This is a genomic window from Citrobacter cronae (assembly GCF_016893685.1).
Lineage (GTDB): Bacteria > Pseudomonadota > Gammaproteobacteria > Enterobacterales > Enterobacteriaceae > Citrobacter > Citrobacter werkmanii.
On sequence record NZ_CP069763.1, the window covers coordinates 1,535,785 to 1,557,005 of the forward strand.

Consider the following 21,221-nt stretch of genomic DNA (forward strand, 5'->3'; position numbering starts at 1 on the left):
AATAAACAGAATTTGCCTGGCGGCTGTAGCGCGGTGGTCCCACCTGACCCCATGCCGAACTCAGAAGTGAAACGCCGTAGCGCCGATGGTAGTGTGGGGTCTCCCCATGCGAGAGTAGGGAACTGCCAGGCATCAAACAAGTGAAGAAGCCCGTCCTGCCGGATGGGCTTTTTTGCGTCTGTACGAAATGAAACCTGCCGGATGCGGCATCCCGCCTTATCCGGCCTGCCAAAGCGCATCAGGCAACCCCCTTGCCTCCATAAGACAAGCCATCCTGCGGCATATGCGGTAAACTAAGCGCGATTTTGCATCAGGAAAGCGTCTATGAATCACTCCCTTAAAGCCTGGAACACCTTCGGTATCGATCAACAAGCTAATGAGCTTGTCTGCGCCGAAAATGAGCAACAACTGCTGAATGCCTGGCAATCAGCGAATGCATCACATCATCCAGTACTGATCCTGGGCGAGGGGAGTAACGTCCTGTTTCTCGATACCTTCCATGGAACGGTGATCGTCAATCGAATCAAGGGCATTGAGATCACAGAACAACCTGAGGCGTGGCACCTGCACGTCGGTGCCGGTGAGAACTGGCATCATCTGGTACAGCACACGCTGCAAGAAGGTATGCCTGGACTGGAAAATCTGGCACTCATTCCAGGATGTGTCGGTTCATCGCCCATTCAGAATATTGGTGCTTATGGTGTGGAGCTGCAGCGTGTCTGTGAATATGTGGACTGCGTTGAACTGTCAACCGGCAAACATCTGCGCGTCAGCGCCGCGGAATGCCGTTTTGGTTACCGTGACAGCATCTTCAAGCATGAATATCAGGATCGTTTCGCAATTGTTGCCGTTGGTTTGCGCTTGCCTAAACAGTGGCAGCCCGTTCTCACTTACGGTGACTTGACGCGTCTGGATCCTACAACCGTGACGCCTCAGCAGGTTTTTGATTCTGTCTGTCATATGCGCACAACAAAGCTGCCTGACCCGAAAGTTAACGGTAATGCCGGTAGCTTCTTTAAAAACCCGGTTGTTACAGCGCACGTTGCGCAGGAACTGTTGGCCAAATTCCCGACTGCGCCTCATTACCCGCAGGTAGATGGTTCAGTAAAACTGGCTGCCGGCTGGCTTATCGATCAATGCCAGCTAAAAGGCATGCGTATTGGTGGTGCTGCGGTACATCAGCAGCAAGCACTGGTACTGATCAATGCAGACCGTGCGACCAGTCAGGATGTGGTACAACTAGCGCATCATGTACGCCAAAAAGTCGGTGAGAAATTCAATGTCTGGCTCGAACCCGAGGTCAGATTTATTGGCCCACAGGGTGAAGTGAATGCTGTGGAGATCATCGCATGAAAGATAATACCGTCCCCCTGACGCTTATTTCCTTGTTAGCCGACGGCGAATTTCATTCTGGTGAGCAGCTTGGTGAACAGCTGGGAATGAGCCGTGCGGCAATCAATAAGCATGTTCAGACGCTACGCGACTGGGGCGTTGATGTCTTTACTGTTCCCGGTAAAGGATACAGCTTACCTGAGCCTATCCAGTTATTAGACTCATCACTGATTCATTCTCAGTTGGATGGAGGGAATATCACGGTTCTGCCGGTTATCGACTCAACCAACCAGTACCTGATGGACCGTATTGGTCAACTGGAGTCAGGGGATGCCTGCGTCGCTGAGTATCAGCAGGCCGGTCGTGGTCGTCGCGGACGTAAGTGGTTCTCACCGTTTGGCGCCAATCTGTATCTCTCAATGTTCTGGCGACTGGAGCAAGGACCGGCAGCCGCAATTGGTCTGAGTCTGGTGATTGGTATTGTCATGGCGGAGGTTTTACGCGATTTGGGGGCGGATAAAGTCCGCGTGAAATGGCCGAACGATCTCTATCTGCTCGATCGTAAACTGGCCGGAATTCTGGTTGAACTCACCGGTAAGACGGGCGATGCCGCGCAAATTGTTATCGGTGCGGGTATTAATATGTCCATGCGCCGGGTAGAAGAGAATGTCGTTAATCAGGGCTGGATTAATCTCCAGGAAGCGGGAATTAACATTGACCGCAATACCCTTGCTGCCCGACTAATCCGCGAGCTGCGCGCTGCGTTGGTATTGTTTGAGCATGAGGGCTTAGCGCCGTATTTGTCCCGCTGGAAGACGCTGGACAACTTTATCGACCGCCCGGTAAAACTCATTATTGGCGATAAAGAAATATTTGGGATATCTCGTGGAATAGATGCACAAGGTGCATTATTGCTCGAACAAAATGGCGTGATAAAACCCTGGATGGGCGGAGAAATATCGCTCAGAAGCGCTGAATAATAACAAGGGGAGCTGCGGCTCCCCTTGTTAATTTATTTGCGTAGTCTGACCTCTTCAACAGCATGATTGGCGCTTTTGGTCATGATTAAGCTGGCACGCTCACGCGTTGGTAAAATATTTTGCTTTAAATTCAGCCAGTTAATCTCTTTCCATAACGAAGTGGCCGTGTTGATTGCCTCGTCTTCCGACAATTTCGCATAATTATGGAAATAAGAGTCTGGGTTGGTAAATGCCCCTTCGCGGAATTTCAGGAAGCGGTTGATATACCACGTCTGGAGTAATTCCTCTGGTGCATCAACATAAATAGAAAAGTCGACAAAATCAGAAACAAATACATGATGTGGATCGTGAGGATAATCCATCCCGCTCTGTAATACATTAAGCCCTTCAAGTATTAATATGTCGGGTTGGGCAACAGTTTTGTCGCCATCAGGGATCACATCATAGATAAGATGGGAGTATACCGGTGCCGTGACGTTGGGGACGCCTGACTTCAAATCGGAAACGAATTTAACCAGGCGGTGCATATCATAGGACTGAGGGAAGCCTTTCTTCTTCATGAGTCCACGATCTTTCAACACCTGATTGGGATGAAGAAAACCGTCGGTCGTAATCAATTCAACCTTACGATGCTCAGGCCAGCGACTCAACAGTGCCTGTAAAACACGTGCTGTGGTGCTTTTGCCAACGGCGACGCTGCCAGCAATGCTGATAATATAAGGAATACGCTCGCCGTTAGTGCCTAAAAATTGCTCCAGCACCGCCTGACGTCGCAGGTTCGAACTGATGTAAAAATTTAGCAAACGCGATAGAGGCAAATAAATTTCGGCAACTTCTTCCAGCGACAAGTCTTCGTTAATGCCTTTCAGACGAGCAATCTCTTCCTCGGTCAGGGTCATTGGCACGGAATCACGAAGCGCAGCCCACTGGTTGCGATCAAACTGTAGGTAAGGCGACGTTAACGCTTGCTCTTTTATACTCATACGCATGGTCTGGCTGTCATTGCTATATCAGGTCTGCGGTAAAAAAACGAAATCATCCCCGGCACGCAATGGCACGCACATTTCAGTTAATTTGGACAATGGGCAGGAGGGTAACACCAGATGAGGGGGAATAATAAGAAAAAATCATCCCCTGAAAAGCAATGTGACGGCAATTCCAGATGTATAAAGAGGTACTTTCTCTCTATGGATAAGTGCATGGCGGCGAAAAACTTGCCTTTGGAAGGGCGCGCGCCGTTGGAAATTTGTCCAATCATACGAAGAAATAGATTATTTATCGGACGTATAGTGCAAAATGTGAGCGATAGAACATTTTATGCAATTTTTTAGTTGCATGAGTGCGCAGGTCTCCATAAAATGCGCGCTACTTGATGCCGACTTAGCTCAGTAGGTAGAGCAACTGACTTGTAATCAGTAGGTCACCAGTTCGATTCCGGTAGTCGGCACCATCAAGTCCGGTGGGGTTCCCGAGCGGCCAAAGGGAGCAGACTGTAAATCTGCCGTCACAGACTTCGAAGGTTCGAATCCTTCCCCCACCACCACTTTCTGGCAGCGTTATCGCCGCCTGAGTTGGTTAAAAAATTAATCAGCTCGAACATAAAAGAGAGAAATCTCTTTTTTGTTACAGAAAGAACTGGGTAGCCGAGTTTCAGGATGCGGSCATCGTATAATGGCTATTACCTCAGCCTTCCAAGCTGATGATGCGGGTTCGATTCCCGCTGSCCGCTCCAGACGTGCTGATATGGCTCAGTTGGTAGAGCGCACCCTTGGTAAGGGTGAGGTCCCCAGTTCGACTCTGGGTATCAGCACCACTTCACTTCTCCTTCCCGTTTCTCTCTGTTTACTTTTAAAAGCATTCAACAGCTCAGGTATATTGCCTGGTTGATGTGGTGATATCACCGATTTATCCGTGTCTTAGAGGGACAATCGATGTCTAAAGAAAAATTTGAACGTACTAAACCGCACGTTAACGTCGGTACTATCGGCCACGTTGACCATGGTAAAACAACGCTGACCGCTGCAATCACTACCGTACTGGCTAAAACCTACGGCGGTGCTGCTCGTGCATTCGACCAGATCGATAACGCGCCGGAAGAAAAAGCTCGTGGTATCACCATCAACACTTCTCACGTTGAATATGACACCCCGACTCGCCACTACGCACACGTAGACTGCCCGGGCCACGCCGACTATGTTAAAAACATGATCACCGGTGCTGCGCAGATGGACGGCGCGATCCTGGTTGTTGCTGCGACTGACGGCCCGATGCCGCAGACTCGTGAGCACATCCTGCTGGGTCGTCAGGTAGGCGTTCCGTACATCATCGTGTTCCTGAACAAATGCGACATGGTTGATGACGAAGAGCTGCTGGAACTGGTAGAAATGGAAGTTCGTGAACTTCTGTCTCAGTACGATTTCCCGGGCGACGACACGCCGATCGTTCGTGGTTCTGCTCTGAAAGCGCTGGAAGGCGAAGCAGAGTGGGAAGCGAAAATCATCGAACTGGCTGGCTTCCTGGACTCTTACATCCCGGAACCAGAGCGTGCGATTGACAAGCCGTTCCTGCTGCCGATCGAAGACGTATTCTCCATCTCCGGTCGTGGTACCGTTGTTACCGGTCGTGTAGAGCGCGGTATCATCAAAGTTGGCGAAGAAGTTGAAATCGTTGGTATCAAAGACACCGCTAAGTCTACCTGTACTGGCGTTGAAATGTTCCGCAAACTGCTGGACGAAGGCCGTGCTGGTGAGAACGTTGGTGTTCTGCTGCGTGGTATCAAACGTGAAGAAATTGAACGTGGTCAGGTACTGGCTAAGCCGGGCTCTATCAAGCCNCACACCAAGTTCGAATCTGAAGTGTACATCCTGTCCAAAGACGAAGGCGGCCGTCATACTCCGTTCTTCAAAGGCTACCGTCCGCAGTTCTACTTCCGTACTACTGACGTGACTGGCACCATCGAACTGCCGGAAGGCGTAGAGATGGTAATGCCGGGCGACAACATCAAAATGGTTGTTACCCTGATCCACCCGATCGCGATGGACGACGGTCTGCGTTTCGCAATCCGTGAAGGCGGCCGTACTGTTGGTGCGGGCGTTGTTGCCAAAGTAATGAGCTAATTGCCGAATAACATTTGACGCAATGCGCAATAAAAGGGCATCATTTGATGCCCTTTTTGCACGCTTTCACACCAGAACCTGGCTCATCAGTGATTTTTTTTGTCATAATCATTGCTGAGACAGGCTCTGAAGAGGGCGTTTAGTCCGAAACGCACCAGAGCATTTCGGTTTGGATCGCCTCGCTTACGCGGGGTGAAAATGTTTGTAGAATACTTCTGACAGGTTGGTTTATGAGTGCGAATACCGAAGCTCAAGGAAGCGGGCGCGGCCTGGAAGCGATGAAGTGGGTTGTTGTCGCTGTATTGCTGCTTGTAGCTATCGTTGGCAATTACCTTTATCGTGACATGATGCTGCCGCTGCGTGCGCTGGCCGTAGTGATTCTGATTGCCGCAGCGGGTGGTGTCGCGCTGTTGACAACAAAAGGTAAAGCGACCGTTGCTTTTGCCCGTGAAGCGAGAACCGAAGTCCGTAAGGTCATTTGGCCAACTCGCCAGGAAACATTGCACACCACATTAATTGTGGCTGCGGTTACCGCAGTAATGTCACTGATCCTGTGGGGACTGGATGGTATTCTGGTTCGCCTGGTATCCTTTATCACTGGCCTGAGGTTCTAAGATGTCTGAAGCCCCTAAAAAGCGCTGGTACGTCGTTCAGGCGTTTTCCGGTTTTGAAGGCCGCGTTGCCACGTCGCTGCGCGAATATATCAAGTTACAAAATATGGAAGAGCTGTTTGGCGAAGTCATGGTGCCGACAGAAGAAGTGGTCGAGATCCGTGGTGGCCAGCGTCGCAAGAGCGAACGTAAATTCTTCCCGGGCTATGTACTGGTCCAGATGGTCATGAATGATGCGAGCTGGCACCTGGTGCGCAGCGTTCCGCGTGTGATGGGCTTTATCGGCGGTACTTCTGACCGTCCGGCGCCAATCAGCGACAAAGAAGTTGATGCGATCATGAACCGTCTGCAGCAGGTTGGTGATAAGCCGCGTCCGAAAACGATGTTTGAGCCGGGCGAAATGGTCCGCGTTAGCGATGGTCCGTTTGCTGACTTTAACGGCGTAGTTGAAGAAGTGGACTACGAGAAGTCTCGTCTGAAAGTTTCTGTATCTATCTTCGGTCGTGCGACCCCGGTTGAACTGGACTTCGCCCAGGTTGAGAAAGCCTAACACGTCGATCAAAAAAGCGGCGATTTAATCGTTGCACAAGGCGCGAGATTGGAATACAATTTCGCGCCTTTTGTTTTTATGGACTCTGTCCGTAAAACGAATTTAAAAACACGGGGAGCCTCTTTGAGGCGCTATAACCCAACTAGAGGAATTTAGAATGGCTAAGAAAGTCCAAGCCTATGTCAAGCTGCAGGTTGCAGCTGGTATGGCTAACCCGAGTCCGCCGGTAGGTCCAGCACTGGGTCAACAAGGCGTGAACATCATGGAATTCTGCAAAGCGTTCAACGCAAAAACTGATTCCATTGAAAAAGGTCTGCCGATCCCGGTTGTTATCACCGTTTACGCTGACCGTTCTTTCACTTTCGTTACCAAAACGCCTCCGGCAGCAGTACTGCTGAAGAAAGCGGCTGGTATCAAGTCTGGTTCCGGCAAGCCGAACAAAGACAAAGTGGGTAAAATTTCCCGCGCTCAGCTGCAGGAAATCGCGCAGACCAAAGCTGCCGACATGACTGGTTCCGACATTGAAGCGATGACTCGCTCCATTGAAGGTACTGCACGTTCCATGGGCCTGGTAGTGGAGGACTAAGAAATGGCTAAACTGACCAAGCGTATGCGCGTGATCCGTGACAAAGTTGATGCAACTAAACAGTACGACATCAACGAAGCTATTGCTCTGCTGAAAGAGCTGGCCACTGCTAAATTCGTAGAAAGCGTGGACGTTGCCGTTAACCTCGGCATCGACGCTCGTAAATCTGACCAGAACGTACGTGGTGCAACTGTACTGCCGCACGGTACTGGCCGTTCTGTTCGCGTAGCCGTATTTACCCAGGGCGCAAACGCTGAAGCTGCTAAAGCTGCAGGCGCTGAACTGGTAGGTATGGAAGATCTGGCTGACCAGATCAAGAAAGGCGAAATGAACTTTGACGTTGTTATTGCTTCTCCGGATGCAATGCGCGTTGTTGGCCAGTTGGGTCAGGTTCTGGGTCCGCGCGGCCTGATGCCAAACCCGAAAGTTGGTACCGTAACTCCGAACGTTGCTGAAGCGGTTAAGAACGCTAAAGCTGGCCAGGTTCGTTACCGTAACGACAAAAACGGCATCATCCACACCACCATCGGTAAAGTGGATTTTGACGCTGACAAACTGAAAGAAAACCTGGAAGCTCTGCTGGTTGCGCTGAAAAAAGCAAAACCGACTCAGGCAAAAGGCGTGTACATCAAGAAAGTTAGCATCTCCACCACCATGGGTGCTGGTGTTGCCGTTGATCAGGCTGGTCTGAGCGCGTCTGCGAACGTCTAAGATTAGCTTTACGTGGGCGGCGAATTTGTCTACAATCTTCGCCCACGATTCTATTAGCTTCGGCCGATAGACAACAGATTTGTTCGTTGGAGCCTGGCCTATCCAGGCCTCCGTCGAAGACCGCAGGTGTTTCGCAAGAAACTTAATGCCCTGCGTAGACGGTGACAGAACGCTAAGATTATTTCTGATACTCTGGCTTGTTTCTGCTCACCGTATTTAGACGCTCTCTCCGTTGGGGGGAGTGAAGTGAGTTCCGGAACATGAGTTCCGGCAAACATCCAGGAGCAAAGCTAATGGCTTTAAATCTTCAAGACAAACAAGCGATTGTTGCTGAAGTCAGCGAAGTAGCCAAAGGCGCGCTGTCTGCAGTAGTTGCGGATTCCCGTGGCGTAACTGTAGATAAAATGACTGAACTGCGTAAAGCAGGTCGTGAAGCTGGCGTATACATGCGTGTTGTTCGTAACACCCTGCTGCGCCGCGTCGTTGAAGGTACTCAGTTCGAGTGCCTGAAAGACACGTTTGTTGGTCCGACCCTGATTGCATACTCTATGGAACACCCGGGCGCCGCTGCTCGTCTGTTCAAAGAGTTCGCGAAAGCGAATGCAAAATTTGAGGTCAAAGCCGCAGCCTTTGAAGGTGAGTTGATTACGGCATCGAATATCGACCGCCTGGCAACTCTGCCGACCTACGAAGAAGCAATTGCACGCCTGATGGCAACCATGAAAGAAGCTTCGGCTGGCAAACTGGTTCGTACTCTGGCTGCTGTACGCGATGCGAAAGAAGCTGCTTAATTGCAGTTACCTTTCTCAAGCATCTGCTTACGTATAAACTTATTCTGATTTTCAGGAACAATTTAAATGTCTATCACTAAAGATCAAATCATTGAAGCAGTATCCGCTATGTCCGTAATGGACGTTGTAGAACTGATTTCTGCAATGGAAGAAAAATTCGGTGTTTCCGCTGCTGCTGCTGTAGCTGTAGCTGCTGGCCCGGCTGAAGCTGCTGAAGAAAAAACTGAATTCGACGTAATTCTGAAAGCTGCTGGCGCTAACAAAGTTGCTGTTATCAAAGCAGTACGTGGCGCAACTGGCCTGGGTCTGAAAGAAGCTAAAGACCTGGTAGAATCTGCACCGGCTGCGCTGAAAGAAGGCGTGAGCAAAGACGACGCAGAAGCACTGAAAAAATCTCTGGAAGAAGCTGGCGCTGAAGTTGAAGTTAAATAAGCCAACTTTTCTGGTTGCAGCCTAAGAAATTAGGCTGATGGCTGGTGACTTTTTAGTCACCAGCCTTTTTGCGCTGTAAGGCGCCAGTAGCGTTTCACACTGTTTGACTACTGCTGTGCCTTTCAATGCTTGTTTCTATCGACGTCTTAATATACTGCGACAGAGCGTCAGTTCTGTGTAAATCGCAATGAAATGGTTTAAGCGTGATAGCAACAGGCATTGCGGAAAGTATTCGATTTTCCGGTCAACAAAATAGTGTTGCACAAACTGTCCGCTCAATGGACAGATGGGTCGACTTGTCAGCGAGCTGAGGAACCCTAATGGTTTACTCCTATACCGAGAAAAAACGTATTCGTAAGGATTTTGGTAAACGTCCGCAAGTGTTGGACATACCTTATCTCCTTTCTATCCAGCTTGACTCGTTTCAGAAGTTCATCGAGCAAGATCCTGAAGGGCAGTATGGTCTGGAAGCAGCTTTCCGTTCCGTTTTCCCGATTCAGAGCTACAGCGGTAATTCCGAGCTGCAATACGTCAGCTACCGTCTTGGCGAACCGGTGTTTGACGTTCAGGAATGTCAGATCCGTGGCGTGACCTATTCCGCACCGCTGCGCGTAAAACTGCGTCTGGTGATCTACGAGCGCGAAGCGCCGGAAGGCACCGTAAAAGACATTAAAGAACAAGAAGTCTACATGGGCGAAATTCCGCTCATGACCGACAACGGTACCTTTGTTATCAACGGTACTGAGCGTGTTATCGTTTCTCAGCTGCACCGTAGTCCTGGCGTCTTCTTTGACTCCGACAAAGGTAAAACCCACTCTTCGGGTAAAGTGCTGTATAACGCGCGTATTATTCCTTACCGTGGTTCCTGGCTGGACTTCGAATTCGATCCGAAGGACAACCTGTTCGTACGTATTGACCGTCGCCGTAAACTGCCTGCGACCATCATTCTGCGTGCGCTGAACTACACCACTGAGCAGATCCTTGACCTGTTCTTTGAAAAAGTTGTTTTCGAAATTCGTGACAACAAGCTGCAGATGGAACTGGTGCCGGAACGCCTGCGTGGTGAAACCGCCTCCTTTGACATCGAAGCTAACGGCAAAGTCTACGTCGAAAAAGGCCGTCGCATCACTGCGCGCCATATTCGCCAGCTGGAAAAAGACGATATCAAGCATATCGAAGTTCCGGTTGAATACATTGCTGGTAAGGTTGCGGCTAAAGACTACGTTGACGAATCTACTGGCGAGCTGATCTGCGCAGCTAACATGGAGCTGAGCCTGGATCTGCTGGCTAAGCTGAGCCAGTCTGGTCACAAGCGTATCGAAACGCTGTTCACTAACGATCTGGACCACGGTCCGTACATTTCTGAAACTGTACGCGTCGACCCAACCAACGATCGTCTGAGCGCGCTGGTAGAAATCTACCGCATGATGCGCCCTGGTGAGCCGCCGACTCGTGAAGCTGCGGAAAGTCTGTTCGAGAACCTGTTCTTCTCCGAAGACCGCTATGACCTGTCTGCGGTTGGTCGTATGAAGTTCAACCGTTCTCTGCTGCGCGACGAAATCGAAGGTTCCGGTATCCTGAGCAAAGACGACATCATTGAAGTGATGAAGAAGCTCATCGATATCCGTAACGGTAAAGGCGAAGTCGATGATATCGACCACCTTGGCAACCGTCGTATCCGTTCCGTAGGCGAAATGGCGGAAAACCAATTCCGCGTTGGCCTGGTGCGTGTTGAGCGTGCGGTGAAAGAGCGTCTGTCTCTGGGCGATCTGGATACCCTGATGCCTCAGGATATGATCAACGCCAAGCCGATTTCTGCAGCAGTGAAAGAGTTCTTTGGTTCCAGCCAGCTGTCTCAGTTTATGGACCAGAACAACCCGCTGTCTGAGATTACGCACAAACGTCGTATCTCCGCACTCGGCCCAGGCGGTTTGACCCGTGAACGCGCAGGCTTCGAAGTTCGAGACGTACACCCGACTCACTACGGTCGCGTATGTCCAATCGAAACGCCTGAAGGTCCGAACATCGGTCTGATCAACTCCCTATCCGTGTATGCACAGACTAACGAATACGGCTTCCTTGAGACTCCGTACCGTAAAGTGACCGACGGTGTTGTAACCGATGAAATTCACTACCTGTCTGCTATCGAAGAAGGTAACTACGTTATCGCTCAGGCGAACTCCAACCTGGATGACGAAGGCCACTTTGTAGAAGATCTGGTTACTTGCCGTAGCAAAGGCGAATCCAGCTTGTTCAGCCGCGACCAGGTTGACTACATGGACGTATCCACCCAGCAGGTGGTATCCGTCGGTGCGTCCCTGATCCCGTTCCTGGAACACGATGACGCCAACCGTGCATTGATGGGTGCGAACATGCAACGTCAGGCGGTTCCGACTCTGCGTGCTGATAAGCCGCTGGTTGGTACCGGTATGGAACGTGCTGTTGCCGTTGACTCCGGTGTTACTGCAGTTGCTAAACGTGGCGGTACTGTTCAGTACGTGGATGCTTCCCGTATCGTTATCAAAGTTAACGAAGACGAGATGTACCCGGGCGAAGCAGGTATCGACATTTATAACCTGACTAAATACACCCGTTCTAACCAGAACACCTGTATCAACCAGATGCCTTGCGTATCTCTGGGCGAGCCGGTTGAACGTGGTGATGTGCTGGCAGACGGTCCGTCCACCGACCTTGGTGAACTGGCGCTGGGTCAGAACATGCGCGTGGCATTCATGCCATGGAATGGTTACAACTTCGAAGACTCCATCCTCGTATCCGAGCGTGTTGTCCAGGAAGACCGTTTCACCACCATCCACATTCAGGAACTGGCATGTGTGTCCCGTGACACCAAGCTGGGGCCGGAAGAGATCACCGCTGACATCCCGAACGTGGGTGAAGCTGCGCTCTCTAAACTGGATGAATCCGGTATCGTTTATATCGGTGCGGAAGTGACCGGTGGCGATATTCTGGTTGGTAAGGTAACGCCGAAAGGTGAAACCCAGCTGACGCCGGAAGAGAAACTGCTGCGTGCGATCTTCGGTGAGAAAGCGTCTGACGTTAAAGACTCTTCTCTGCGCGTGCCAAACGGTGTTTCCGGTACGATTATCGACGTTCAGGTCTTTACTCGCGATGGCGTAGAAAAAGACAAACGTGCGCTGGAAATCGAAGAGATGCAGCTGAAGCAGGCTAAGAAAGACCTGTCTGAAGAACTGCAGATCCTCGAAGCTGGTCTGTTCAGCCGTATCTACGCTGTGCTGGTTTCCGGTGGTGTTGAAGCTGAGAAGCTCGACAAACTGCCGCGTGACCGCTGGTTAGAACTCGGCCTGACCGACGAAGAGAAACAGAATCAGCTGGAACAACTGGCTGAGCAGTACGACGAACTGAAACACGAATTCGAGAAAAAACTCGAAGCGAAACGCCGTAAAATCACTCAGGGCGACGATCTGGCACCGGGCGTGCTGAAGATTGTTAAGGTTTATCTGGCGGTTAAACGTCGGATCCAGCCTGGTGATAAGATGGCAGGTCGTCACGGTAACAAGGGTGTAATCTCTAAGATCAACCCGATCGAAGATATGCCACACGATGCTAACGGTACGCCGGTAGATATCGTACTGAACCCGCTGGGCGTACCATCGCGTATGAACATCGGTCAGATCCTTGAAACCCACCTGGGTATGGCTGCGAAAGGTATCGGCGATAAGATCAACGCCATGCTGAAACAGCAACAGGAAGTCGCCAAACTGCGCGAGTTCATCCAGCGTGCTTACGATCTGGGCTCAGATGTTCGTCAGAAAGTTGACCTGAATACCTTCAGCGATGAAGAAGTTCTGCGTCTGGCTGAAAACCTGAAAAAAGGTATGCCGATCGCAACGCCGGTCTTCGACGGTGCGAAAGAGTCTGAAATCAAGGAACTGTTACAGCTGGGTGGCCTGCCGACTTCCGGTCAGATTACCCTGTTCGACGGTCGTACCGGTGAGCAGTTCGAGCGCCAGGTTACCGTTGGCTACATGTACATGCTGAAACTGAACCACCTGGTTGATGACAAGATGCACGCGCGTTCTACCGGTTCTTACAGCCTGGTTACTCAGCAGCCGCTGGGTGGTAAGGCTCAGTTCGGTGGTCAGCGCTTCGGGGAGATGGAAGTGTGGGCGCTGGAAGCATATGGCGCGGCATACACCCTGCAGGAAATGCTCACCGTTAAGTCTGATGACGTGAACGGTCGTACTAAGATGTATAAAAACATCGTGGACGGCAACCATCAGATGGAACCAGGCATGCCGGAATCCTTCAACGTACTGTTGAAAGAGATTCGTTCGCTGGGTATCAACATCGAGCTGGAAGACGAGTAACTCTCGATCAAACAGGTCACTGGTGCTGGCTTAACAGCCAGCGCCAGATTGTGCTAACTCCGACGGGAGCAAATCCGTGAAAGATTTATTAAAGTTTCTGAAAGCGCAGACTAAAACCGAAGAGTTTGATGCGATCAAAATTGCTCTGGCCTCGCCAGACATGATCCGTTCATGGTCTTTCGGTGAAGTTAAGAAGCCGGAAACCATCAACTACCGTACGTTCAAACCTGAGCGTGACGGCCTTTTCTGCGCCCGCATCTTTGGGCCGGTAAAAGACTACGAGTGCCTGTGCGGTAAGTACAAGCGCCTGAAACATCGTGGTGTGATCTGTGAGAAGTGCGGCGTTGAAGTGACCCAGACCAAAGTACGCCGTGAGCGTATGGGCCACATCGAGCTGGCGTCTCCGACCGCGCATATCTGGTTCCTGAAATCGCTGCCGTCCCGTATCGGTCTGCTGCTCGATATGCCGCTGCGCGATATCGAACGCGTACTGTACTTCGAATCTTATGTCGTTATCGAAGGCGGTATGACCAACCTGGAACGTCAACAGATCCTGACTGAAGAGCAGTATCTGGACGCGCTGGAAGAGTTCGGTGACGAATTCGACGCGAAGATGGGTGCGGAAGCTATCCAGGCCCTGCTGAAGAGCATGGATCTGGAGCAAGAGTGTGAAACTCTGCGCGAAGAGCTGAACGAAACCAACTCCGAAACCAAGCGTAAGAAGCTGACCAAGCGTATCAAACTGCTGGAAGCCTTCGTACAGTCTGGCAACAAGCCAGAGTGGATGATCCTGACCGTTCTGCCGGTTCTGCCGCCAGATCTGCGTCCGCTGGTTCCGCTTGATGGCGGTCGTTTCGCAACGTCAGATCTGAACGATCTGTATCGTCGTGTGATCAACCGTAACAACCGTCTGAAGCGTCTGTTGGATCTGGCTGCGCCGGACATCATCGTACGCAACGAAAAACGTATGCTGCAGGAAGCGGTTGACGCCCTGCTGGATAACGGTCGTCGCGGTCGTGCGATCACCGGTTCTAACAAGCGTCCTCTGAAATCTTTGGCCGATATGATCAAAGGTAAACAGGGTCGTTTCCGTCAGAACCTGCTCGGTAAGCGTGTTGACTACTCCGGTCGTTCTGTAATCACCGTAGGTCCATACCTGCGTCTGCATCAGTGCGGTCTGCCGAAGAAAATGGCACTGGAACTGTTCAAACCGTTCATCTACGGCAAGCTGGAACTGCGTGGCCTCGCCACCACCATCAAAGCCGCTAAGAAAATGGTTGAGCGTGAAGAAGCTGTCGTTTGGGATATCCTGGACGAAGTTATCCGCGAACACCCGGTACTGTTGAACCGTGCACCAACCCTGCACCGTCTGGGTATCCAGGCATTTGAGCCGGTACTGATCGAAGGTAAAGCTATCCAGCTGCACCCGCTGGTTTGTGCGGCATATAACGCCGACTTCGATGGTGACCAGATGGCTGTTCACGTACCGCTGACGCTGGAAGCCCAGCTCGAAGCGCGTGCGCTGATGATGTCTACCAACAACATCCTGTCCCCGGCGAACGGCGAACCTATCATCGTTCCGTCTCAGGACGTTGTATTGGGTCTGTACTACATGACCCGTGACTGTGTTAACGCCAAAGGCGAAGGCATGGTGCTGACTGGCCCGAAAGAAGCTGAGCGTATCTATCGCGCTGGCCTGGCCTCTCTGCATGCGCGCGTTAAAGTGCGTATCACTGAATATGAAAAAGATGAAAACGGCGAATTCGTTGCGCACACCAGTCTGAAAGACACGACCATTGGTCGCGCCATTCTGTGGATGATCGTACCGAAAGGTCTGCCTTTCTCCATCGTCAACCAGGCGCTGGGTAAGAAAGCCATTTCCAAAATGCTGAACACCTGTTACCGCATTCTGGGCCTGAAGCCGACCGTTATCTTCGCTGACCAGACAATGTACACCGGCTTTGCTTATGCAGCGCGTTCAGGTGCATCTGTTGGTATTGATGACATGGTCATCCCGGAGAAGAAACACGAGATCATCTCTGAAGCGGAAGCTGAAGTTGCTGAGATCCAGGAGCAGTTCCAGTCTGGTCTGGTAACCGCAGGCGAACGCTATAACAAAGTTATCGATATCTGGGCTGCGGCGAACGATCGTGTATCCAAAGCGATGATGGATAACCTGCAGACTGAAACCGTTATTAACCGTGACGGCGTAGAAGAGCAGCAGGTTTCCTTTAACAGCATTTACATGATGGCCGACTCCGGTGCGCGTGGTTCAGCAGCACAGATTCGTCAGCTGGCTGGTATGCGTGGTCTGATGGCGAAGCCAGATGGCTCCATCATCGAAACGCCAATCACCGCGAACTTCCGTGAAGGTCTGAACGTACTCCAGTACTTCATCTCTACTCACGGTGCGCGTAAAGGTCTGGCGGATACCGCACTGAAAACAGCGAACTCCGGTTATCTGACGCGTCGTCTGGTTGACGTTGCGCAGGACCTGGTTGTTACTGAGGACGATTGCGGCACGCTGGAAGGCATCACCATGACCCCGGTTATCGAGGGTGGTGACGTTAAAGAGCCGCTGCGCGATCGCGTTCTGGGTCGTGTGACTGCTGAAGACGTTCTGAAGCCGGGTACCGCGGATATTCTGGTTCCACGTAACACGCTGCTGCACGAACAGTGGTGTGACCTGCTGGAAGAGAACTCCGTTGACTCCGTGAAAGTCCGTTCCGTTGTATCCTGTGACACCGACTTTGGTGTATGTGCGCACTGCTATGGTCGTGACCTGGCGCGTGGCCACATCATCAACAAAGGTGAAGCAATCGGCGTTATCGCGGCACAGTCCATCGGTGAACCGGGTACACAGCTGACGATGCGTACGTTCCACATCGGTGGTGCGGCATCTCGTGCGGCTGCTGAATCCAGCATCCAGGTGAAAAACAAAGGTAGCATCCGTCTGAGCAATGCGAAGTCGGTTGTTAACTCCAGCGGTAAACTGGTTATCACCTCACGTAACACCGAACTGAAACTGATCGACGAATTCGGTCGTACCAAAGAAAGCTATAAAGTGCCTTACGGCTCCGTTATGGCGAAAGGTGATGGCGAACAGGTTGCTGGCGGCGAAACCGTAGCGAACTGGGATCCGCACACCATGCCGGTTATCACCGAAGTGAGTGGTTTCGTCCGCTTCACTGACATGATCGACGGCCAGACCATTACTCGTCAGACCGACGAGCTGACCGGTCTGTCTTCTCTGGTCGTTCTGGATTCTGCAGAGCGTACGTCGGGTGGTAAAGACCTGCGTCCGGCACTGAAAATTGTTGATGCTCAGGGCAACGACGTTCTGATCCCAGGCACCGATATGCCTGCTCAGTACTTCCTGCCAGGTAAAGCGATTGTTCAGCTGGAAGATGGCGTACAGATCAGCTCTGGTGACACCCTGGCCCGTGTTCCGCAGGAATCCGGCGGTACCAAGGACATCACCGGTGGTCTGCCGCGCGTTGCGGACCTGTTCGAAGCACGTCGTCCGAAAGAGCCGGCAATCCTGGCTGAAATCAGCGGCATCATTTCCTTCGGTAAAGAAACCAAAGGGAAACGTCGCCTGGTTATCACCCCGGTAGACGGTAGCGAACCTTACGAAGAGATGATTCCGAAATGGCGTCAGCTCAACGTGTTCGAAGGTGAACGTGTAGAACGTGGTGACGTGGTTTCCGACGGTCCGGAAGCGCCGCACGACATCCTGCGTCTGCGTGGTGTGCATGCTGTAACTCGTTACATCGTTAACGAAGTTCAGGACGTATACCGTCTGCAGGGTGTTAAGATTAACGATAAACACATCGAAGTTATCGTTCGTCAGATGCTGCGTAAAGCCACCATCGAAAGCGCTGGTAGCTCCGACTTCCTGGAAGGCGAGCAGGTTGAATACTCCCGCGTCAAGATCGCTAACCGCGAGCTGGAAGCGAACGGCAAAGTGGGCGCAACCTTCTCTCGCGATCTGCTGGGTATCACCAAAGCGTCTCTGGCAACTGAGTCGTTCATCTCCGCGGCATCGTTCCAGGAGACCACTCGCGTGCTGACCGAAGCAGCCGTTGCGGGCAAACGCGACGAACTGCGCGGTCTGAAAGAGAACGTCATCGTGGGTCGTCTGATCCCGGCCGGTACCGGTTACGCGTACCACCAGGATCGTATGCGCCGTCGCGCAGCGGGCGAACTGCCAGCTGCTCCGCAGGTGACTGCTGAAGATGCGTCTGCCAGCCTGGCAGAACTGCTGAACGCAGGCCTGGGCGGTTCTGACAACGATTAATCGTTGCTGACCATAATAAAAAACCCGCTTCGGCGGGTTTTTTTATGTTTATGTTATGCCTGATGGCGCTGCTCTTATACGGTCTGTGAGGTTACGAAGCCGCCATCCGGCAGTGTTATTAATTTACCGGCGGCAACCGCCGATAAAGCTCAATCATGTCGCCCGCCAAATCCTGAATCACCATCGCGTTCATCAGGTGATCCTGCGAATGGACTGTGATGAGATTAACCGGTAGCTTGCCGGTACCTTCGTCAATGCCGATTAGCTGGGTCTGGATTTTATGTGCCTGTTTGACGTACTCGCGTGATTCCACCATTGCTTGTTCTGCACCAGTAAAGTCACCTTTACGCGCCAGTTGTAGCGCTGTCAGGGCCTGACTGCGGGCGGCTCCGGCGTTGACCAATAATTCCATGATGATCGTTTCTAACTCTTCCATGTCATCACTCCAGTAGTTTCAGCGCTTTTTCCAGTACGGCATCACCTTTCATCATGCCGTAATCCATCATATCGATAACGGCGACTTTTTTGCCTAGCGGGTCGGCGAGCGCCTGCAGCTTGGCCTGCTCATATTTAACCTGTGGACCAAGCAACACGATATCTGCAGTGACGATATTCTCTTCAAACTCAGCTACCGGGACAGCTTTGATCGTGACGTCGACACCTTTTTTCTGGGCGGCATCTTTCATCCTTTGTACCAGCATGCTGGTGGACATTCCGGCGGCACAGCATAAAACGATGTTTTTCATAAGCAGTCTCGCTCAACATGTGTGGGTTGATAATTATCGCGAGCCAGCTGTAGCAACAACTGCTTTGCAACGATTGTGTGCAAGGCATCACAAAGAAAACCACTTTTTCTGAAACCGGTTACAAAAAGAAGCAAAACTCAACGATCTGCACCGAGGTTGGCGGCACTTTGGCTCGCTTATCACATGCGGGAATATATAATTACTGGCAATAAAAACATGTTATAAAAAACAGTATTGACAGCGTTTTTTAAACCCGTATGTTAATGCTTAACAGCAGGGGAAATAGTCGTTTGCTGTTAACGTAGTAAGTGTTAGTAAAGCTTTATTGAGGGTTGCGATAAAGGCCACGAAGTATTTTTTGTTTGGGGTAGTCGATGCTGAAAACGCTATTTTTTCACTTCGACAATGCTTTCAGGCCACGTAGTTGATTTATCTAATCGCAAAAAGTTAGTAAAACGCGACGATGTAACGCCATGATTTAATAGTAAGTGTTTGTGATTTCTGTTTTTATGGTTATCGCAAGGGAAATAAGGCAACGCATCAAAGAGTATATGTCGCGAGGGGAAGTGTACTTGTTTAGGTCACCAGCCTTGAGTTTTATTATCAAGCCGGTGGAATGTGTTTAACGGTAAATAGAGGAAAGTTTTAGTTAGTATCAAAATCCAATATTATCTGTAGTAAACCTGTACATTTTAAAGTAGTACCATCAGCAGTACTAAATCGTTAAGTTTATTAATGTTAAATCTGAAGTTTGTAGTAACTTAAAGCCCTGACTGCACTAGTCGGGGCTTTTGTTTAATGCGATCGCTCCGGGCTTACGGCATCTGCGTAGCGCGCCCCAGATAGCTGTCCCAGTCTTTCCACACGGGCTGTAATCCCCGCGCCATGAGTGCTTCAGCAACGGCTTCAGGGCGACGGTCGTCGTGCGGGGAAAACTGCTCCAGCTCTGGATGGTTATCGGCATAACCGCCAGGCTGGGTTTTTGAGAAGGCGCTGACGTTATTGATCGCCAGTGGGATCACATGGTCACGAAACCAGGGTGATTCGCGGGTGGAGAGCGACAGCTCAATTTCTGGCGTCAGTAAACGAAACGCGCAAATGCTCTGGAGCAACTGTCGCTCGTCCATGATCGATGCGGGTTCAACGCCCCCGGTGCATGGGCGCAGACGAGGAAAGGAGATGGAGTAGCGGCTCTGCCAGTAATGCTGCTGCATCCACAGCAGATGTTCGGCGACCATATAACAATCCACCCGCCAGCTGTCAGACAAACCAATCAACGCGCCAAGACCGATTTTATCGATTCCAGCGCGGCCCAGCCTGTCCGGTGTTTCCAGCCGCCAGAAGAAATCCTGCTTTTTCCCCTTTAAATGATGATGGGCATAAGTCGCTTCATGATAGCTCTCCTGATACACCATCACCCCGTCCAGCCCCAGCCTCTTCAGCTCGGCATACTCCTCGGTTGCCAGCGGCTGCACTTCCATCTGTAACGAGGCGAACTGACGGCGAATGGCCGGGAGATGGCGGCGAAAGTAGTCCATGCCCACTTTGCTCTGATGTTCACCGGTGACCAGCAGCAGGTGTTCAAAACCCAACTCGCGGATGGCGGCGCACTCGCGGGCGATTTCTGCCTCGTCCAGCGTCTTACGTTTGATGCGGTTGCTCATAGAAAAACCGCAGTAGGTACAGTCATTGGCGCAGAGGTTTGAGAGATAAAGCGGCACGTAAAAACTGACGGTGTTGCCGAAGCGCTGGCGAGTCAGCCTTTGCGCCCGTTGCGCCAGTGGTTCAAGGTAATCGGCGGCGGCGGGGGAGAGCAGTGCCATCAGGTTGTCACGACTTAGCTGTGGAGCGTTAAGCGCGCGTTCCACGTCAGCGGCGGTTTTACCGTTGATGCGCAGGCGAATGTCGTCCCACTCCAGTTGCCGCCAGCGGTCGGTGAAGGTTTTCATGCTAACGCCTCCAGAAAGCCGGTGAGCGGGCTGGTGGCGCTGGCCTGCGAACTTTTGCTTCCTGGCACAGCCTGCCGTGCCAGTAATCCGGCTTCCACCGCCAGACGAAAGGCGGTTGCCATCATCACCGGATCGTCCGCCACGGCAATCGCCGTGTTGACCAGCACCGCATCAGCGCCCATTTCCAGCGCCTGCGCCGCGTGGCTGGGCACGCCGATCCCGGCGTCGACCACCACCGGCACAGTGGCCTGCTGGATAATGATCTCCAGCATGGCTTTGGTTTCCAGCCCCTGGTTAGAGCCGATAGGCGCGCCGAGCGGCATCACCGCCGCGCAGCCGACCTCTTCCAGCCGCTTGCACAAAACCGGATCCGCGCCGCAGTAGGGCAGCACGACAAACCCCTGCTTCACCAGCGCCTCGGCGGCTTTTAGCGTTTCGATTGGATCCGGCAGCAGCCAACGGGCGTCCGGGTGGATTTCTAATTTCAGCCAGTGGGTGCCCAGCGCTTCACGCGCCAGTTGGGCGGCGAAGATCGCCTCTTCGGCGGTTTTCGCCCCGGAGGTATTGGGTAGCAGTGTGACGCCCGCTTCAATTAGCGGCGCCAGAATCGCATCGTTGTGCTGGCGCAGGTCCACGCGCTTCATCGCCAGCGTCACCAACTGGCTGCCGGAAGCGCGAATCGCCTCGACCATCAGCTGCGAAGAGGCAAACTTCCCGGTACCGGTGAACAGATGTGAATCAAACGTTTTGTCGGCAATACGTAACATC

Annotated in this window: 16 protein-coding genes, 4 tRNA genes, 1 rRNA gene and 1 pseudogene; 16 read left to right on the top strand and 6 right to left on the bottom strand. The window is 51.8% G+C overall.

Going from position 1 to position 21,221, the window contains the following annotated elements:
• Positions 1-15 precede the first annotated feature (15 nt).
• From rrf to birA, 3 genes are all read left to right on the top strand, one after another.
• Positions 16-131, top strand: a 5S ribosomal RNA gene (rrf, locus tag JSN25_RS06555).
• 193 nt (positions 132-324) lie between these two features.
• Positions 325-1,353, top strand: a complete 1,029-nt coding sequence (gene murB, locus JSN25_RS06560) for a UDP-N-acetylmuramate dehydrogenase (protein WP_087856916.1) — start codon at positions 325-327, stop codon at positions 1,351-1,353.
• Positions 1,350-2,312, top strand: coding sequence for a bifunctional biotin--[acetyl-CoA-carboxylase] ligase/biotin operon repressor BirA (gene birA / locus JSN25_RS06565; protein WP_038636096.1), 963 nt, complete (start codon positions 1,350-1,352; stop codon positions 2,310-2,312). The genes murB and birA overlap by 4 nt, the downstream gene beginning before the upstream one ends.
• 32 nt (positions 2,313-2,344) lie before the next feature.
• Here birA and coaA read toward each other — a convergent pair whose 3' ends face one another.
• Complete coding sequence (coaA, locus tag JSN25_RS06570; protein WP_032940924.1) at positions 2,345-3,295, bottom strand: type I pantothenate kinase; 951 nt, start codon at positions 3,293-3,295, stop codon at positions 2,345-2,347.
• Between the two features lie 291 nt (positions 3,296-3,586).
• A pseudogene (locus JSN25_RS22015) lies at positions 3,587-3,667 on the bottom strand (hypothetical protein); the annotation flags it as partial.
• A gap of 19 nt (positions 3,668-3,686) precedes the next feature.
• On the opposite strand from JSN25_RS22015, the gene JSN25_RS06575 reads away from it, so the two are divergent.
• The 13 genes from JSN25_RS06575 (at position 3,687) to rpoC (ending at position 17,758) form a co-directional block, all read left to right on the top strand.
• Positions 3,687-3,762 (top strand) — tRNA-Thr (locus JSN25_RS06575).
• Positions 3,763-3,770: 8 nt separating this feature from the next.
• A tRNA-Tyr gene (locus tag JSN25_RS06580) sits at positions 3,771-3,855 on the top strand.
• Positions 3,856-3,969: 114 nt separating this feature from the next.
• A tRNA-Gly gene (locus JSN25_RS06585) sits at positions 3,970-4,044 on the top strand.
• A gap of 5 nt (positions 4,045-4,049) precedes the next feature.
• Positions 4,050-4,125: transfer RNA gene (locus tag JSN25_RS06590), tRNA-Thr, on the top strand.
• Between the two features lie 118 nt (positions 4,126-4,243).
• Positions 4,244-5,428, top strand: a complete 1,185-nt coding sequence (tuf, locus tag JSN25_RS06595; protein WP_016157942.1) for an elongation factor Tu — start codon at positions 4,244-4,246, stop codon at positions 5,426-5,428.
• Between the two features lie 230 nt (positions 5,429-5,658).
• The gene (gene secE, locus JSN25_RS06600; RefSeq protein ID WP_003033128.1) at positions 5,659-6,042 is read left to right on the top strand and encodes a preprotein translocase subunit SecE; all 384 of its coding nucleotides are present in this window, start codon (positions 5,659-5,661) and stop codon (positions 6,040-6,042) included.
• Position 6,043: 1 nt separating this feature from the next.
• Positions 6,044-6,589: a transcription termination/antitermination protein NusG gene (gene nusG / locus JSN25_RS06605; protein WP_003033125.1), complete on the top strand. Its 546-nt coding sequence runs from the start codon at positions 6,044-6,046 to the stop codon at positions 6,587-6,589.
• A 157-nt stretch (positions 6,590-6,746) separates the two neighbouring features.
• The gene (gene rplK / locus JSN25_RS06610; protein ID WP_038636105.1) at positions 6,747-7,175 is read left to right on the top strand and encodes a 50S ribosomal protein L11; all 429 of its coding nucleotides are present in this window, start codon (positions 6,747-6,749) and stop codon (positions 7,173-7,175) included.
• 3 nt (positions 7,176-7,178) lie between these two features.
• Entirely contained in the window at positions 7,179-7,886 is a 708-nt protein-coding gene (gene rplA, locus JSN25_RS06615) for a 50S ribosomal protein L1 (protein ID WP_006688358.1), read from the top strand.
• Between the two features lie 293 nt (positions 7,887-8,179).
• Positions 8,180-8,677 (top strand): 50S ribosomal protein L10, encoded by a 498-nt coding sequence (rplJ, locus tag JSN25_RS06620; RefSeq protein WP_005132895.1) that lies wholly within the window; start codon positions 8,180-8,182, stop codon positions 8,675-8,677.
• A 66-nt stretch (positions 8,678-8,743) separates the two neighbouring features.
• Entirely contained in the window at positions 8,744-9,109 is a 366-nt protein-coding gene (rplL, locus tag JSN25_RS06625) for a 50S ribosomal protein L7/L12 (RefSeq protein WP_000028882.1), read from the top strand.
• A 320-nt stretch (positions 9,110-9,429) separates the two neighbouring features.
• Positions 9,430-13,458 (top strand): DNA-directed RNA polymerase subunit beta, encoded by a 4,029-nt coding sequence (rpoB, locus tag JSN25_RS06630; RefSeq protein ID WP_003033111.1) that lies wholly within the window; start codon positions 9,430-9,432, stop codon positions 13,456-13,458.
• A gap of 76 nt (positions 13,459-13,534) precedes the next feature.
• Entirely contained in the window at positions 13,535-17,758 is a 4,224-nt protein-coding gene (gene rpoC / locus JSN25_RS06635; RefSeq protein WP_038636118.1) for a DNA-directed RNA polymerase subunit beta', read from the top strand.
• A 118-nt stretch (positions 17,759-17,876) separates the two neighbouring features.
• Here rpoC and JSN25_RS06640 read toward each other — a convergent pair whose 3' ends face one another.
• The 4 genes from JSN25_RS06640 to thiG all read right to left on the bottom strand — a co-directional run bounded on the left by JSN25_RS06640 (position 17,877) and on the right by thiG (position 21,220).
• On the bottom strand, positions 17,877-18,194 hold the full coding sequence (locus tag JSN25_RS06640) for a PTS lactose/cellobiose transporter subunit IIA (RefSeq protein WP_038636121.1): 318 nt from the start codon (positions 18,192-18,194) through the stop codon (positions 17,877-17,879).
• Between the two features lie 4 nt (positions 18,195-18,198).
• Positions 18,199-18,504 carry a PTS sugar transporter subunit IIB gene (locus JSN25_RS06645; protein ID WP_085049794.1) on the bottom strand — a complete coding sequence of 102 codons (306 nt, stop codon included), beginning with the start codon at positions 18,502-18,504 and terminating at the stop codon, positions 18,199-18,201.
• Positions 18,505-19,319: 815 nt separating this feature from the next.
• On the bottom strand, positions 19,320-20,453 hold the full coding sequence (gene thiH / locus JSN25_RS06650) for a 2-iminoacetate synthase ThiH (protein WP_204525547.1): 1,134 nt from the start codon (positions 20,451-20,453) through the stop codon (positions 19,320-19,322).
• A complete protein-coding gene (thiG, locus tag JSN25_RS06655) occupies positions 20,450-21,220 on the bottom strand; it encodes a thiazole synthase (RefSeq protein WP_045344040.1) in 771 nt (256 codons plus the stop codon). The genes thiH and thiG overlap by 4 nt, the downstream gene beginning before the upstream one ends.
• Between the last annotated feature and the right edge of the window lies 1 nt (position 21,221).